The sequence below is a fragment of the Streptomyces sp. NPDC058000 genome (assembly GCF_042886435.1).
In the GTDB taxonomy this organism is placed as follows: Bacteria; Actinomycetota; Actinomycetes; order Streptomycetales; family Streptomycetaceae; genus Streptomyces.
In genome coordinates, this window is record NZ_JBHVQS010000084.1 from 15,911 (window position 1) to 31,837 (window position 15,927).

General features: G+C 71.1%; 12 protein-coding genes and 1 rRNA gene. 5 read left to right on the forward strand and 8 right to left on the reverse strand.

Annotation, left to right across the window (positions count from 1 at the left end):
- Positions 1 to 48: 48 nt before the first annotated feature.
- The 7 genes from ACFVT2_RS40035 to mtnA all read right to left on the reverse strand — a co-directional run bounded on the left by ACFVT2_RS40035 (position 49) and on the right by mtnA (position 9,456).
- The gene (locus tag ACFVT2_RS40035; protein ID WP_390026500.1) at positions 49 to 807 is read right to left on the reverse strand and encodes a response regulator; all 759 of its coding nucleotides are present in this window, start codon (positions 805 to 807) and stop codon (positions 49 to 51) included.
- Positions 808 to 1,041: 234 nt separating this feature from the next.
- Positions 1,042 to 1,737 (reverse strand): ribosome hibernation-promoting factor, HPF/YfiA family, encoded by a 696-nt coding sequence (gene hpf, locus ACFVT2_RS40040; protein WP_390026502.1) that lies wholly within the window; start codon positions 1,735 to 1,737, stop codon positions 1,042 to 1,044.
- Positions 1,738 to 2,409: 672 nt separating this feature from the next.
- The gene (locus ACFVT2_RS40045) at positions 2,410 to 3,120 is read right to left on the reverse strand and encodes a ComF family protein (RefSeq protein ID WP_390026504.1); all 711 of its coding nucleotides are present in this window, start codon (positions 3,118 to 3,120) and stop codon (positions 2,410 to 2,412) included.
- Between the two features lie 446 nt (positions 3,121 to 3,566).
- Positions 3,567 to 5,462 (reverse strand): LpqB family beta-propeller domain-containing protein, encoded by a 1,896-nt coding sequence (locus ACFVT2_RS40050; RefSeq protein ID WP_390026507.1) that lies wholly within the window; start codon positions 5,460 to 5,462, stop codon positions 3,567 to 3,569.
- Positions 5,452 to 7,545, reverse strand: coding sequence for an MtrAB system histidine kinase MtrB (gene mtrB / locus ACFVT2_RS40055; RefSeq protein WP_390026509.1), 2,094 nt, complete (start codon positions 7,543 to 7,545; stop codon positions 5,452 to 5,454). Before mtrB ends, ACFVT2_RS40050 begins: the two co-directional genes overlap by 11 nt.
- Before the next feature lie 64 nt (positions 7,546 to 7,609).
- The gene (mtrA, locus tag ACFVT2_RS40060) at positions 7,610 to 8,287 is read right to left on the reverse strand and encodes a two-component system response regulator MtrA (protein ID WP_275464432.1); all 678 of its coding nucleotides are present in this window, start codon (positions 8,285 to 8,287) and stop codon (positions 7,610 to 7,612) included.
- Positions 8,284 to 9,456 (reverse strand): S-methyl-5-thioribose-1-phosphate isomerase, encoded by a 1,173-nt coding sequence (mtnA, locus tag ACFVT2_RS40065; protein ID WP_390026512.1) that lies wholly within the window; start codon positions 9,454 to 9,456, stop codon positions 8,284 to 8,286. Before mtnA ends, mtrA begins: the two co-directional genes overlap by 4 nt.
- A gap of 152 nt (positions 9,457 to 9,608) precedes the next feature.
- Between mtnA and ACFVT2_RS40070 the strand changes: the two genes are divergently transcribed.
- The 5 genes from ACFVT2_RS40070 to ACFVT2_RS40090 are packed head-to-tail and all read left to right on the forward strand — an operon-like array spanning position 9,609 to position 15,441.
- Positions 9,609 to 11,246 carry a hypothetical protein gene (locus tag ACFVT2_RS40070; RefSeq protein ID WP_390026514.1) on the forward strand — a complete coding sequence of 546 codons (1,638 nt, stop codon included), beginning with the start codon at positions 9,609 to 9,611 and terminating at the stop codon, positions 11,244 to 11,246.
- 4 nt (positions 11,247 to 11,250) lie between these two features.
- Complete coding sequence (locus tag ACFVT2_RS40075; RefSeq protein WP_390026517.1) at positions 11,251 to 11,943, forward strand: DUF4129 domain-containing protein; 693 nt, start codon at positions 11,251 to 11,253, stop codon at positions 11,941 to 11,943.
- Complete coding sequence (locus tag ACFVT2_RS40080) at positions 11,940 to 13,175, forward strand: DUF4350 domain-containing protein (RefSeq protein ID WP_390026519.1); 1,236 nt, start codon at positions 11,940 to 11,942, stop codon at positions 13,173 to 13,175. The genes ACFVT2_RS40075 and ACFVT2_RS40080 overlap by 4 nt, the downstream gene beginning before the upstream one ends.
- On the forward strand, positions 13,156 to 14,121 hold the full coding sequence (locus ACFVT2_RS40085) for an AAA family ATPase (protein ID WP_390026522.1): 966 nt from the start codon (positions 13,156 to 13,158) through the stop codon (positions 14,119 to 14,121). Before ACFVT2_RS40080 ends, ACFVT2_RS40085 begins: the two co-directional genes overlap by 20 nt.
- 9 nt (positions 14,122 to 14,130) lie before the next feature.
- A complete protein-coding gene (locus tag ACFVT2_RS40090) occupies positions 14,131 to 15,441 on the forward strand; it encodes a DUF58 domain-containing protein (RefSeq protein ID WP_390026525.1) in 1,311 nt (436 codons plus the stop codon).
- 399 nt (positions 15,442 to 15,840) lie between these two features.
- Here the strand turns inward: ACFVT2_RS40090 and rrf are convergent.
- Positions 15,841 to 15,927, reverse strand: a 5S ribosomal RNA gene (rrf, locus tag ACFVT2_RS40095); the annotation flags it as partial.

The window sequence follows — 15,927 nt, forward strand, 5'->3', positions numbered from 1 at the left end:
CAAACCACCGACAATCCGACGCCAATCCGGGGCACCCGGCCCCCGGCTTCACCGGATTTCGAGAATCTTCTCCCGCATCGCATACACCACGGCTTCCATCCGGGAATGCAGCTGGAGCTTCTCCAGGATGTTGCGCACGTGGTTCTTGACGGTGTTCTCGGAGATGAACAACTCCTTGGCGATATCACGGTTGTTCATGCCCGTGGCGACGAGTTTGAGGACCTCCAGCTCCCGATCGGTGAGCCGGGGCGCCGGCACCAGACGACGCTCGTCGGTGCGCTGGATCATCGACTTGAACTCCGTCAGGAGCTTGGACGCCATCGACGGGCTGATCTGCGACTGACCGTCCGCGACGGCCCGGATCGCGGTGGCCACCTCGTCGGTGGAGATCTCCTTGAGGAGGTAGCCGGTGGCACCGGCCTTGATCGCGTCGTAGAGATCGGCCTCTTCGTCGCTGATCGTCAGCATGATGATCTTCGCGCTGGGGGCCACCTCCTTGATGGAGGTACACGCCTCGATCCCACCGCGCCGGGGCATCCGGACGTCCATCAGCACGATGTCGGGCAGCAGGTCGGCGGCCTTGTCGACCGCCTCCGCACCGTCGCCCGCCTCGCCGACGACCTGGATGTCCTCCTCCTGCGCCAGCACGATCTCCAGGCCGCGACGGAAGAGCGCATGATCGTCCACGACGAGGACCCGAATCGGCTCCTTCCGCAGCACCCGCGCAGCACCGTCCGCGTCGTCGGCCCCCACACCGCAGACATCGCCGCCCGCGTCACCCCGCACAGGCCCGAAACTCTCCCCCATGGTTCCTCCCCGTCAACTACTCGGCCGAAGGGCCAGAGTTTGGATATAAGGCTGGTTGACAACAGCCCTTTTCGGCCGGCCCGATCAATGCCATACGACCGTCTCCCCGGTATGTCGCCGTTTCGCGTCCACATACTCCCCGGCTGGCACAAACACTATACGGCTTCAACTCCAGCCTTCCGCAGGCACGATGGTGCCCCCGGGCGTGCGCCGGGGGCACCGAACGGGTGGGGGTCAGCCGCCCAGCGCGCCGCCTGCGCCGCCGGGCGATTCCTCTCCGAACGCGTCGGAATTCAGGTGGATGACGCCGTAGTCGTAAGCGTGCCGCCGGTAGACGACACTCGGCTGCTTGGTCTCGGCGTCGACGAAGAGATAGAAGTCATGTCCGACCAACTCCATCTCGTAGAGCGCCTGGTCAAGCGCCATCGGTGCGGCCGAGTGGGTCTTCTCGCGGACGACCACGGGCCCTTCGCCCTGGATCTCCAGCGATCCCATCCGGGTGGTCGGCACCTTGTCCTGCTGCGCGGCTTCCTCCGCGGCGGTCAGGCCGTGGCCGTTCAGCCGTGCCGCGTCGGGGACGGTGATCGCGACCTCACTCGCCGGGATACGGCCGTTGCCACGGCGTGAGTGACGCTTGTCGTGCTCCTTCCGCAGGCGCGCCTCCAGCTTGGCTGTTGCCAGATCCAGCGCGGCGTACGGGTCGGCTGCGGCCGCCTCGGCCCGGACCACCGGGCCACGGGAGCGGAGGGTGATCTCCACTCGGTCGGAACGGTCGGCCTGCCGCGGGTTGGGCTCCTTGGACACCTCGACGTCCAGGCTGATCACCTTGCCGTCGAGCTTCTGGACTTTGTCCAGCTTCAGCTTCTCGGCCACGTGCTTGCGGAACCGCTCGGGCACCTCGGTCTTGCGGCCCTTGACGACGATGTCCACGCAGAACTCCGTTCCCGGATCGCCCCGCTCAGCGAGCGGAGCAGCTCCTTCTTGCACCAGGCCCCGGTGGGTGCCGGAGCCTCGGACTGGCGACTTTCACCTCCTCCTCCCCCAGGGACGAGATCTCCATTCCCACGTTTTCAGAATCGCCGAAAAACCCTGAAAAGCATGCAACACGACATCCGAGGCAAAGCGTCCGCCAAGTCCTCACAACCGAACATAGCTCTACTGGACGGGTGTCGGCACCCCCTCGCCACGACCAGCTCCGTTTGAGTGAAATTCGGCGCTCACTACCAGCAACGACCTGCCACCCCACCCGGTTCCCCTTGCCCGGCCTCCCGCAGGGACGCTCCGACGGCCGTCCGGGGCCCCTCCTCGCCGGTCAACGCCCCGGGACACCGTTCCCTCGGACGGCGGCACCGCCTGGGGCCACGGCCCCTCAGGCGCGCCTGAGGGGCCGGTCAGGCCGGTCGGAACCTCCGGGGACGTCACGGCAGGCCGGTCGAGCGATCAGTACGTCAGGGTCCATCGCGGCAGACCGGTGGGTGGGCGGCCACACGCCAGGGGCGGAACAAAGCGGTCCGCTCCATCCCGAAGAGGCACGGGCACCCTTGTGGCCCTGCGGCCCTTTGCCTGCCTTGTGGCCGACCACCGCCGTCCCTTTGGCCGGACTCAGCCCCCGCAGCCTCTGTTGAAAAGGAAAGAACTGCGGGACGCGGCCACCACCGCGGCCCCCGTCACCCGACCGCCGGCAGCCCGGACCGCCCGTGCCGCCTCGGCGAGCGTGGCCCCCGTCGTCACCAGATCGTCCACCAGCACCACCGGCGCCCCCGTCAGCAGCCTCCCGACCGCACCCGGCACCTCCAGGGCGCCGGCGACGTTCGCCAGGCGCTGCCGGGCATCCAGCCCCGCTTGATCGACTACCGCTCGACGCTGCCGCAGCACCGCCAGCACCCGCACGGCGACGCCCGCCCGCCGCAGTTCGACGGAGGCCGCCAACGCGATCCTGCGCACGGGATCGTGACCACGGCCGGCCACCGCCTTCCGCGCGGACGGCACCGGCACCAGCAGGAGGGGGCCGCCCCCTCCCCCCACCCCCCGCACCGCCCCCGCCAGCACTGCCCCCAGTGGTGCGGCCAGCCGCAGCGCGCCCCGCTCCTTGTGGGCCAGCAGCACGGCGCGCACCTCATCGGCGTACGGCGCACCGGCCCAGACCCGCGGCAGCCCCGCCGGCACCGGCCTCGGCCGTACCTGCCCCGCGCCACGTCCACCGCGCCACAGCGCCCGGTGACACGCCGCACACAGCTCCGTACGCGGCTGGCCGCACCCCGCACAGTCGACCGGCAGTACCAGGCTCGCCAGCTCTCGCCACACCCCCCGCATGACTCCACTGTCGCGTCGCGCACGCTCGGCCACCACCCCTGTGGATAACTGCGCCGAAGTGGCCGACCTCGCAGCCGGAAACACCGCACCCAAGAGCCACCGCCCGGGCATGCGCCTCGCCCGCGCTCTCTCCCCGGCCCGTCCCACCCGGGCCTGACCCGCGCGCCTCCCGAACGAACCGACACCAGCACGAGTACGGGTACGGGTACGGGTACGGGTACGGGTACGAGCACCCCGCCCATGCTTCATGCCGACGAACGGGCCACGCCCGCCCCGGACAAGCCAACTCCTCGCTGTCCCTGACCACAGCCCCTGAGGCCGTCCCGATCCGCTCCCCCACCAGGCGCGTAGCCGCCCCCACCCACCGCCCCGGCCCTAGCCCGGGCGGACGAACGAACCGACGCCGCCCCGCCCTTCCCCCCGACAAACCGTCGCCGCACCCGCGCTCACCCCGGATAGACCGGCGCCGTCCCGTCCTTGGCCACCGTCTTCCAGTTGGAGTCCGTGGGGAGCCGGACTATGCCCTCCGCCGCGTCCGCGATCAGCGGGCGGGTTTCGTCCTCCGAGGCCGCCACCGCCTTGACGCCGTTGACACCGGGCAGGGTCTGCGCGTCGGACGCGGATCCGTCGGTCTCCATGAACTGCATCTGCTGGACCCCGCCGGCTTCCCGACCGACGACCACCAGCCGGCTGCCGCCCGCCCAGGACGCCGCCACCACGTCCTCCAACTGGGGTGCGATCGGCCGCAGTTCCTGCACCGACAGCGTCGGATGCGCGGAGGTGCCGTCCCGCTCGACCCGGCCGAGTTGGAGCGTCGTACGGCCCTTGTCCTCCACCAGGATCGCGATCCGGATGCCGTCCGCTGCCACCTTGATCGCCTTGATCCGTCGCGCGCCGAGGCCGGGCACCGAGACCTCCTCGGGGTCGCCCTTGCCCTCGCGCATCCGCAGCAGCCGCGAGCGGTGCGCGTCGCGGTCGGCGATCCACAGGTCGCCCAGCCCGTCCCAACTCGGCGCGGTCAGCCCCTCGTCGGCGTTCTTGGCCGTACTGGCGCTGGTCAGCAGCGGCCCCGCGCGTTCGACGCCGTCCTCCAGCCCGGACACGTACAGATACCGGCCGTCGCCCGACACCCCGGCGGCGGTGGTCTCCCCGCGCGAGACGGCGACCGAGCGCAGCGGGGTCTTGCCGGTGCCGAACGGCCCGCCCACCGGCGCCGGTTCGCTGGCCGCGTCCGACATCGCGACGACGCGGTGTTCCGCGTCGATGAAGTACTCCTTGCCGGAGTGACCGGTGTGGCCCGGTGCCGCGAAGTCCCGCTCGGCCTGATCCTGGGTCAGCGCGCACAGCGAGTTGCCGCTCGGATCCTGGAGTTCCACCTGGCTGATCCTCGAAGCCCGCGTCATGTCCTGGACGGTGAAGAAGAGCTGAGCCGCCATCCGCTTGCACTGGGCGGTGTCGGTGTTGACCGCCTGCTTGCTGAGCTTGACCTGTAGGGCGTTGGCGTCGTCCAGCGACAGGTCACGGGCGGCGAGCCGGGTGCCGGGCGGGAAGGCCGAAGTCGTCACCCGGTCCAACCAGTCGGTGGGCCCGGTGAGCAGCGCCTCCACGCTGGACGTGATCGGCTTTATCCGCTGCCGCAGGTAGACCGGGTCGGCGACGAGCACGTTCTTGCCCGCCTTGGGGTCGTCCGACTCGGACTTGTAGGACGCGAAGTAGTACTTGTTGACGGAGCGGTAGATGCGCTGGAAGTCGGACTGCCCCAGCACCAGCCCGTCGGGCAGCCGGTCGATGCGCCACTGGTCCCCCTCCTTGATGAGGTGGATCGTCTCGCGGTACGGCTTCTCCTCGGGGGTGTAGGCGTGGTTGGCGTCCACCTTCGCCACCTGACTGCCGGCGAGCGTGACGGTGTAGCCGTTGGCGCCCTCGCGGCTGGGCTGGGCCTCCGGCTCGGACTTCGGCCGCTCCTGGAGCACGTTGGTGGCCAGGAACGGCCGCCAGGTCTGCTTCGCCGACTTGGCCAGGTACATCCGGGCCGTGCGGAAGTCCGCCTCGTCGCTGGTGGTCGCGTCGAGGAAGCTGCGCACGATGTTGGTCGGCTGGGCACCGTCCTGCGGGGGCACACCGTAGACCCGCACCTGCGAGTCGCCGTCGGCGCGCGGGGACGGGTCGGCCGCCGTGACGTCGCCGCTGTCCGGCATGGACGCGCAGCCGGCCAGCAGTGCCCCGGCACAGCCCAGCAGGACGGCCTTACGTCCCGTGCGTGCGACTCCGGTGACCCGGGGTGCGCGCCGGTGGAACCGCGGGGTGCGCGCCGCGCGCTCGTCTCTGTGCTCAGCGCCCACGCCGTCCGCCTTCCCGCTCCGCACCGGCTTCGGTCCTCTGCTCCGTACTGTCGGGGGCCGCACCCCCGTGCGCGCCTGGGTCGGCGGGCGTCCCCGCGTCCCGGATGGCGCCGGCGTGGGTGTTGTCATGGCTGTTGTCGTGGGTGTTGTCGTCGCCCGTGCGCTCGGTCTTGCGTGTGGTGGCCTGCTGGGGCACCGCACGGGAACTGCCGCCGGGGGGCAGCGCCGCCGGCGGCGTCGTGGGTCGGGCCGCGGCGTGCTGTGCGCCGGGGCGGGGCTGTGCCGGGATGGTGGACGCCGCGTGGCCCGCGCCGGGGCGGGGCCGCCCGTGTTCGTCCAGGCCGCGGTTGCGCCGTGAGTCCTCGGGTTCCAGGGGGATCGGGGAGCCGCGCAGTGTTTCGCCGGCCGTACGGGGCAGCGTCAGCCGGAACTGGGAGCCGCCGCCCGGCTCACCCCACGCCTGGAGCCAGCCGCCGTGCAGCCGGGCGTCCTCGATGGCGATGGACAGGCCGAGCCCGGTACCGCCGGTCGTACGGGCCCGTGCCGGGTCCGCGCGCCAGAAGCGGTTGAAGACCCGGGTCGCCTCGCCGGGCTTGAGGCCGACGCCGTAGTCCCGCACCGCGACGGCGACCGCCCCGTCGCTGCGGCCGCCGGCGGACGACAGCCGGACCACGACGTCGCGGCCCTCGCCGTGCTCGACGGCGTTGACGACGAGGTTGCGCAGGATCCGCTCCACCCGTCGGGGGTCGGCCTCGGCCATGACGGGGTGCTCGGCGCCGCGCACCACTATGCGGCTGCCCTTGCGTTCGGCGAGCGGTTCGGCGCCTTCGATGACGCGGTGGACCACGTCGCGCAGGTCGACCGGTTCGGCCTCCAGCGCCGCAGCGCCCGCGTCGAACCGGCTGATCTCCAGCAGCTCGGCGAGCAGCGACTCGAAGCGGTCGAGCTGGCCGCGCAGCAGTTCCGCGGAGCGCGCGGTGGCGGGGTCGAACTCGTCCCGCACCTCGTGGATGACGTCGGCGGCCATCCGTACGGTCGTGAGCGGGGTGCGCAGCTCGTGCGAGACGTCGGAGACGAACCGCCGCTGCATCCGGGACAGCTCCTCCAACTGCTGGATCTTGACCTGGAGGTTCTGCGCCATCTTGTTGAAGGATTCGCCGAGCCGGGCGATGTCGTCCTCGCCGGTGACCTTCATCCGCTCCTGGAGGAGGCCGGCGGCCAGCCGCTCGGAGATCCCGGCGGCCATCCGTACGGGCGTGACGACCTGCCGCACCACCAGCCAGGCGATGGCGCCGAGCAGGATCACGACGAACACTCCGGCGGTCGCCAACGTGCCGGTGACGAGCTTGAGGGACTCCTCTTCCTGGCTGAACGGGAAGAGGTAGTAGAGCTGGTACTGGTTGCCGTTGATGTCGTTGAGCCGCTTGCCGATGATCAACGCCGGCACGCCGTCGTTGGACCCGATGCGTTTGATCTGGGTGTACTGGCGGAACGTGCTGGACTTGCTGTCCAGCTTCCGCCGCAGTTCGACGGGGACGCTGCGTTCGGGATCGACGTCCCCGGAGGCGCGGGGTCCGCGGGTGCCGGGAGTGGAGTCGCCGAACGGTTCGTCGGTGTCGGAGCTGAGCGCGACGACCGAGAACACGCCCTGTCCGCCGCTGGCGAGCTGCTCGACCAGACTGGTCAGCCAGGTCGCGGAGTCCTGGGTGCCGCGGCTGGCGGTGCGGCTGTTGTCGTCGGTGCGGTTGTCGTCGCCGCCGTCGGCCAGTTTCCGGGCGACCTCGAAACCGCCGACGGCCTGGCTCTGGGCGGCCTGCGCCTTGGCGGTGAGCAGGCCGTTACGGACCTGCCCGACGACCACGACACCAAGCAGCAGCACCACGGCCAGCGACATCAGCAGGGTGGTGGCGACCACCCGCAGCTGGATATTGCGTCGCCACAGGCGCAGCGCGGGCAGCAGCGGCCGCCGCACCCACCGGCTGAAGAGCCGCAGCAGGGGATGGACCGGCCCGCTCACCGCGCCGTCGGGCAGCAGCTGTCCGCCGCGCAGCAACCGTGCCGCTACGCGATCCGAAAAGGACATATCACCCACCGGGCCGACGGTGCGCCCCCGCTGTCCCTCCGGGGCCGAACCGTCCCGGGGCATCTCAGCTAGGCCCGGCCTTGTAGCCGACGCCGCGCACGGTCACCACGATCTCCGGCCGCTCCGGGTCCCGCTCGACCTTGGAGCGCAGCCGCTGCACATGGACGTTGACGAGCCGGGTGTCCGCGGCGTGCCGGTAGCCCCAGACCTGCTCCAGCAGCACCTCGCGGGTGAACACCTGCCACGGCTTGCGCGCCAGCGCCACCAGCAGATCGAACTCCAACGGGGTCAGCGCGATCGACTGGCCGTCCCGCTTCACGGAGTGCCCCGCCACGTCGATGACCAGATCCCCGATCGCCAACTGCTCGGGGGTCGGCTCCTCCGAGCGCCGCAGCCGCGCCCGGATCCTTGCCACCAGTTCCTTGGGCTTGAACGGCTTGACGACGTAGTCGTCCGCACCCGATTCGAGGCCGACCACCACATCCACCGTGTCACTCTTGGCGGTCAGCATGACGATCGGCACACCCGACTCGGCACGGATCAGCCGGCACACTTCGATGCCGTCCCGTCCGGGCAGCATCAGGTCGAGCAGCACAAGATCGGGCTTGGTCTCGCGGAACGCAGCGAGCGCCTTGTCGCCGTCCGACACGAACGACGGTTCAAAGCCCTCGCCACGCAGCACGATGCCGAGCATCTCTGCCAGTGCGGTGTCGTCGTCGACGACCAGGACGCGTCCCTTCATTCGGCCATCATCCCATTACCTGATCGTGACTTTCTCCATCGTGAGGCGGAACACACGTCCGCCAGCCGCTCGCGGTTCACCGGTGACACCACTCCGGCCTCCGTCACGATCGCCGTCACCAGCTCGGCAGGCGTGACGTCGAAGGCCGGGTTGTAGGCCAGCGAGCCCAGTGGGGCCACCGGAATCCCGGCGCCGGCCGCCGCCCCGGTGCCCTGCAGATGCGGCAACGAGAACTCCGTCACTTCACGGCCCGGCCGCTGCTCCACCTCAATGCCGGCGCCGTCCACCGTCTCCAGATCCACCGTGCTGGTCGGAGCCACGACTACGAACGGAACGTGGTGGTGACGGGCGAGCACCGCCAGCGGATAGCTGCCGATCTTGTTGGCGACCGCGCCGTCCGCCGCGATCCGGTCCGCCCCTATGAGCACCGCATCCACCTCACCGGCCGCGAACAGCGAACCCGCGGCGCCGTCCGCCAGCACCGTGTACGCCATCCCGGCCCGCGCCGCCTCGTAAGCGGTCAGCCGCGCCCCCTGCAACAGTGGTCGGGTCTCGTCCACCCACAGCCGCCGCAGCTCGCCGGCCCGGTGCGCCGCCAGCACCACGGCCAGGGCGGTCCCCTCTCCCCCTGAGACCAGGGCACCTGTGTTGCAGTGCGTGAGAATGCGGTGCCCGCCGCCCGGCAGCAGCTCACCCAGCAGTCCCAGACCGTGCTCCGCCATGCGCGCGCTGGCCTCCACGTCCTCCGCGTGGACGGCCCGCGCCTCGACCAGCGCGGCCGCCGCCGCATCCTGCACACCAGCGCCACCGGCCACCGCCCCGCGGTACGCCTCGGCCGCGCGCCGGACGCCGTAACCGAGGTTGACCGCGGTCGGCCGGGCGTTCGCCAGCACGTCCGCCGCCTCCTCGACGTCGAATCCGCGCGCCGCGGCCAGCGCAACTCCGTACGCACCCGCGATCCCCAACAGCGGCGCCCCGCGCACGGCCAGCGTCTGGATCGCCCGCACCAACGCCGGTACGTCCGTACAGACCAGCTCGACCTCCTCCGCCGGTAGACGGGTCTGGTCGAGCAAGACCACCACCGGACCCTCGGGCAACTCCCCCCAGCGCAACGACGGGACCGCGAGCGACTCGGCGCCCGCCTCCGATACCTCGTGCCGATCAGCCATTCCCTCAGTCTGCCGCCGACCCCCCACCGAACAGAAGGTCCCCTTCCTCGAAGGGCACGGGTACAGAGCGCCACCGGCCATGACACGATGAATGACACCGCGGACCCCGGACCCCCGCCGCCCCGGCGGACGGGCAGCAAGAAGGAGCGACGATGAACAACTCTCCGGGCTGGGCCTCGCCCGGATCCTCTCCCTCCGACGAGCCGGGCCGCGGCACCTCGGAGCAGCCCACCCAGCCGTCCGCTCCGGAAGATCGTCCCGACGCGTCCCAACAGCCGCCCCCGCCGAACTGGTCCGGCAACCAGCCGCCGCCCGGCCAGTGGACGGCCCCGGCCGGCATCCCCGGCCAGAGCGGACCGGATACCCAGGGCGCCGGGGACCGCACCCGCGCCTCGTCCGGTTCGGCCCCAGGCGGCTGGGCCACCCCGCCGGGCCCCGGCAATCAAGGCGCCTGGGGCAGCGGTCCCGGCTGGGTCGGCGGCTGGGGCGGAATACCGCCCGCCGCCAAGCCGGGCGTCATCCCGCTCCGCCCGCTCGGCGTGGGTGAGATCCTCGACGGCGCCATCACCACCATGCGTGCCCACTGGCGCACCGTGCTCGGCATCTCGCTGATCGTCGCGCTCGTCTCGCAGACCGCGATCACTCTCGTCACCGGCCTGTGGCTCCCCGGCGCCAACCGTCAACTGAGCCCCGATGACAGTTCCGCACCCCCGCTGCGACACGTCCTGGGCGAATTGGCCGACTCCCTCACCGGCTCCGCCATCACCACGCTCATCGGGCTGCTCGCCACGATCATCGCCACCGGCATGCTGACCATGATCATCAGCCGGGCGGTCCTGGGCCGCTCGGTGACCGCCGGAGAAGCTTGGAGCGATGCCCGCGGCCAACTCCCGCGCCTGCTCGGCCTGCTCGTCCTGCTTCCCCTGATCATCACCGCCATCTTCGCGGCCGCGCTGGCCCCGGGCCTCATCGTCACCAGCTCCGGCTCGCTCGACCTCGGCCTTCTCCTCGTCCTGCTCGGCGTGCTCGCCGCCGCCGTCGTGAGCATCTGGCTGTGGGTCCGCTACAGCCTCGCCTCCCCGGCCCTGATGCTGGAGAAGCAGGGCGTCGTGGCCTCCATGCGGCGCTCCGCCAAACTCGTCCGCGGCGCCTGGTGGCGGGTGCTGGGCATCCAGCTCCTCGCCTACCTGCTGATCGCCATCGCCGAGTTCATCATCCAGATCCCGGCCACCTTCATCGCCTTCCTGATAGGCGGCGAGAACCTCATGGACTGGGCGAACGGCACCAGCAACTCCACCGGCTGGCCGTTCCTCATCGTGCTGGGCCTCGGCGCGGTCATCAGCTCGGCAGTCACCTTCCCGATCAGCGCCGGGGTCACCGCACTCCTCTACGTCGACCAGCGCATCCGCCGCGAGGCCCTCGACCTCGAACTCGCCCGCGCCGCCGGCCTCCCCGGCTACACCCCCGAAGCACCCGCCACGCCCTCGACCTCCGGCGGCACCCCGGCACCCAGGACCGCTCCCGACACAACCCCTGCCGCCCGGCCCACCGCTGACGCCCCGTCCGCGCAGCCGCCCACCAAGCCGGCAGACCCGACGGACTCTCAGCCAACGGGCCCTCAGTCGACGAAGACTAAGTTGACGAAGACTCAGGACGTCGAGGCGGAGAACGCAGCGCCGGAAAAGACCGAGCCCGCCACCGCCGAGACGCCCGACGCTCCCGGCAAGCCCACGGATGCCGCTCCCGACATCCCCGGACCGCGCCCGACCGACACCGCACCGGGAAGCTGATGCGGTGACCACAGGGGGGAAGACCACCGCGCTCGCCGACCTCATCGTGCGCTCCGGCAACGACATACCGGTACGGATCTCTCGCGACCCTGCCCGTGAGGCGGCGGAACACGAACTGTCCGACCCCCGGTACCACCAGCACGACCCCAATCTGATCCAGCGCGCCCTGGATTGGCTCTGGAACCGCATCGGCGAGCTCTTCAACGCGGCCTCCGGCGCCACCCCTGGCGGCTGGGCCGGGCTCATCGCCATCGCCGCATTCGTACTGCTACTGATCATCGCCCTCCGATTGCGGCTCGGTGCGGTGCGCCGCACTCCGACCACACGGGGCACCCTCTTCACCGATACGCCCCGGACCGCCGCCGAACACCGCGCGGCCGCCGACCGGCACGCGACCGAGGGCCGCTGGAACGAGGCGATCCAGGACCGGATGCGCGCCATCGTCCTCGCCCTCGAAGAGCGCGCCCTGCTCACGCCCGGCCCCGGCCGCACCGCCGATGAGGCCGCCACCGAAGCCGGCCTGGTCCTCCCCGCGAACGCCGGACAACTCCGCACAGCGGCCCGTACCTTCGACGACGTCGCATACGGCGGCCGCCCCGGCACCGAACGGGAATACGCCCTCCTGGCCGACCTCGACACCGAGCTGCAGCGCGCCAAGCCCCACCTGGCCGCCACCCCGACCAGGAGCCGCGGATGACCACGGCCACCGCCACCGCCACCGCCGTTCCCGGTCACACCGCGCGCCGCCTGTGGGCCCGCTCCCGGGGCGTGCTGTTGGGACTGCTGCTGCTCGTCATCGGCGGACTGACCCTCGCCGCCCTGCAGTCCGGCGAACAGAACGGCCGGCTCGACCCGCGCTCCGTGGACCGGACCGGAAGCCGGGCGCTCGCCCAACTCCTCACCGCCCACGGCGTCACCAGCCAGGTCGTGACCACCGCCGAGGAGGCTGCAGCCGCGGCCGGCCCGCACACCACGCTCCTCGTCACCGCCCCCGACATGCTGACCTCCGATCAGCTGTCCAGCCTCCACGCAGCGACTGCGCACACCCCCGGCCGCACCGTCCTCCTCTCGCCCGGCTTCGCGTCGCTCCAGGTCTTCGCCCCCGGCGTCCAGGCCGAGCCCCAGGTCAGCAACACGCCGCGGGTGCCTGGCTGTTCGCTGCCCGACGCCCGCCGCGCGGGCGACGTCCTCCTGGGCGGCATCCGCTACACCACGTCCGCCACCACCGCCGACCGCTGCTACGACGCCGGCGGCTACCCCGCCCTGCTGCGCCTCCCGGCCGCCCACAAGGACCGCGACACCGTCCTCCTCGGCTCCGCCGACTTCCTCTACAACTACCGCCTCGCCGAGCACGGCAACGCCTCGCTGGCCCTCCAACTCCTCGGTGCACACAAGCATCTGGTCTGGTACCTCCCCTCCCTCAGTGATCCGTCCGCCACTTCCCAGGACGCTCAGCCGGGCCTCTTCGGCCTCATCCCGTCCGGCTGGCGCTGGGCCCTGCTCCAGCTCACCCTCGCCGCCGGCTGCGCGGCCCTGTGGCGTGCCCGCCGACTCGGCCCGCTGGTGCCGGAGCGTCTCCCGGTCACCGTCCCGGCCGCCGAAACCACCGAGGGCCACGCCCGCCTCTACGAACAGGCCCACGCCCGCGACCGGGCCTCAGCCGTCCTGCGCTCCGCAACCCGCACCCGGCTCGCCCCCCTCATCGGCGTGCCCCCCACGCACGCCCACACCCCCGACCTCCTTCTCCCGGCCATCCGCACCCACTTGGCCGCCGCCCCCCTGGCCACGACCGACCTCAACACCCTGCTCTTCGGTCCCACCCCGGCGGACGACAAGGCCCTGGTGCACCTGGCCGACCAACTCGACACACTTGAGAACTCGATCGTTTCCCACGAGAGGCACGCACCCCGTGAGCACCCCGACCGCTGACAGCGCCCGAGCCTCACTTGAGGAACTGCGCACTGAGATAGCCAAGGCCGTGGTAGGTCAGGACCCCGCCGTCACCGGTCTGGTCGTCGCACTGCTCTGCCGCGGTCACGTACTCCTCGAAGGAGTCCCCGGCGTCGCCAAGACCCTGCTCGTACGCGCCCTGTCCACGGTCCTCGAACTCGACACCAAGCGCGTCCAGTTCACCCCCGATCTGATGCCCAGTGACGTCACTGGTTCGCTCGTCTACGACACCCGCACCGCCGCGTTCTCCTTCCAGCCCGGGCCGGTCTTCACCAACCTCCTGCTCGCCGACGAAATCAACCGGACGCCACCCAAGACCCAGGCGTCCTTGCTCGAAGCGATGGAAGAACGCCAGGTGACCGTCGACGGCACCCCCCGTCTGCTCCCCGAACCGTTCCTCGTCGCCGCCACGCAGAACCCCATGGAATACGAGGGCACTTACCCTCTCCCCGAAGCCCAGCTCGACCGCTTCCTCCTGAAGCTGACGGTCTCCCTGCCCGCCCGCCAGGACGAGATCGACATCCTCAACCGTCACGCGGCCGGCTTCAGCCCGCGCGACCTGAACGCGGCAGGTCTCCGCCCCGTCGCTTCCGCCGCCGACCTCGAAGCCGCACGGGCCGCGGTCGCCAAGACCGCCGTCTCGCCCGAAGTCACCGGCTATATCGTCGATATCTGCCGTGCCACTCGCGAATCCCCCTCGCTGTCTCTCGGTGTCTCCCCCCGAGGGGCCACCGCCCTGCTCTCCACCTCACGTGCCTGGGCCTGGCTCACCGGCCGCGACTACGTCACGCCCGACGACGTCAAAGCCCTGGCCCTTCCCACACTCCGGCACCGCGTGCACCTTCGACCCGAGGCCGAGATGGAAGGAGTCACCGCTGACTCCGTGATCAACGCCGTGCTCGCTCACCTCCCCGTCCCCCGCTGAGGCAAGATCGTGGCCCTCACCGGACGCACCGCTCTCGTCTCCGCGCTCGGAGCCCTGGTCGTGGGCTTCGCGCTGCCCAGCTGGCTCGGGATCCTCACCGTTCAACTCGCCTTGCTGATAGCAATCTTGTGCGATCTGGCGCTCGCCGCGCCAGTGCGAAAGCTCCATTTCACCCGAACCGGTGACACAAGCGTTCGACTAACAGGCGAAGCCCACATCCACCTCACCATCACCAACCCCAACCGCCGCGCCCTGCGCGCCCAGATCCGCGACGCCTGGCCCCCCAGTTCGTTCCACCCCGGCAACGACATCCCCGCATCCCGCCACACCCTCCGCGTCCCCAGCGGCGAACGCCGCCGCCTGACCACCACCCTCCACCCCACCCGCCGCGGCGACCACCACGCCGTCCGCGTCACGGTCCGCTCCTACGGCCCCCTCGGCCTGGCCGCCCGCCAAGGCAGCCACCACGTCCCCTGGGCCCTGCGCGTTCTGCCCCCCTTCACCAGCCGCAAGCACCTCCCCGCAAAACTCGCCCGGCTCCGCGAACTCGACGGCCGCACCAGCATCCTGACCCGCGGCGAAGGCACCGAATTCGACAGCCTCCGCGACTACACCCCCGGCGACGACACCCGCTCCATCGACTGGCGCGCCACCGCCCGGCGGCAATCCGTCGCCGTCCGCACCTGGCGCCCCGAGCGCGACCGACGCATCCTCCTCGTCCTGGAAACCGGCCGCACCTCGGCCGGCCGCGTCGGCGACACCCCCCGCCTCGACGCCTCCATGGACGCCGCGCTGCTCCTCGCCGCTCTCGCCACCCGCGCCGGCGATCACGTCGACCTCCTCGCCTACGACCGCCGAGTACGCGCCTCTGTACAAGGCCGCACCGCCCGCGATCTCCTTCCGGCCCTCACCGACGCCCTCGCCCCCCTCGAACCCGAGCTCGTCGAAGCAGACGCCCGCAGCCTGGCAGCGACCATCCACCGCCACACCGCACGCCGTTCCCTCATCGTGCTCTTCACCGGCCTCGACACGGCCCCCATGGAGGAGGCACTGCTGCCCGTCCTCCCCACCCTCACCCAACGCAACGAACTGATCGTCGCGGCAGTCGCCGATCCTCGTATCGAAGAACTGGCCGCCGGTCGCCACACCCCGCAGGCCGTATACGCGGCCGCCGCCGCGGAGCAGACCCGCGCCGCCCGCCGCCGCACCGCCGACCGCCTCCGCCGCCACGGCATCACGGTCATTGACTCCACCCCGGCCCACCTGGCCCCCGACCTCGCCGACGCCTACCTCTCCCTGAAGTCCGCCGGCCGCCTGTAGAGGCCCATCCGGACAGGGAAAGGCTCCAAGAACCAGCGCACACAGCCCACGCCTCACCTACGGCCGAGCCAACCACCCCCGCTGACAAGCCGGCCAACCCCTCTGAGATCACCGGACCTCGTACGGAGTCTCCCCACCCCATCTCACCCGGACGCTCACGGGACCTGTGGGTCATCCGGCCACGCCCTGTGGCCCACAAAGACGAGCCCCTCACAGCCCAAGACCAAACCATCCGTACCCCCTGGCTACGCCCTGCCTGTGCCTATGCCTATGGAGACCGCCGGCCACAACACAAAAGAGAAGGGCCCCGTCCCCTAACCCAGGTCACTGGGTTAGGGGACGGGGCCCAAAAACAGATAGACCCCGCACCATTACGGTGCGGGGTCTATCCCAAAATTTGTTCGGCGGCGTCCTACTCTCCCACAGGGTCCCCCCTGCAGTACCATCGGCGCTGAAAGGCTTAGCTTCCGGGTTCGAAATGTAACC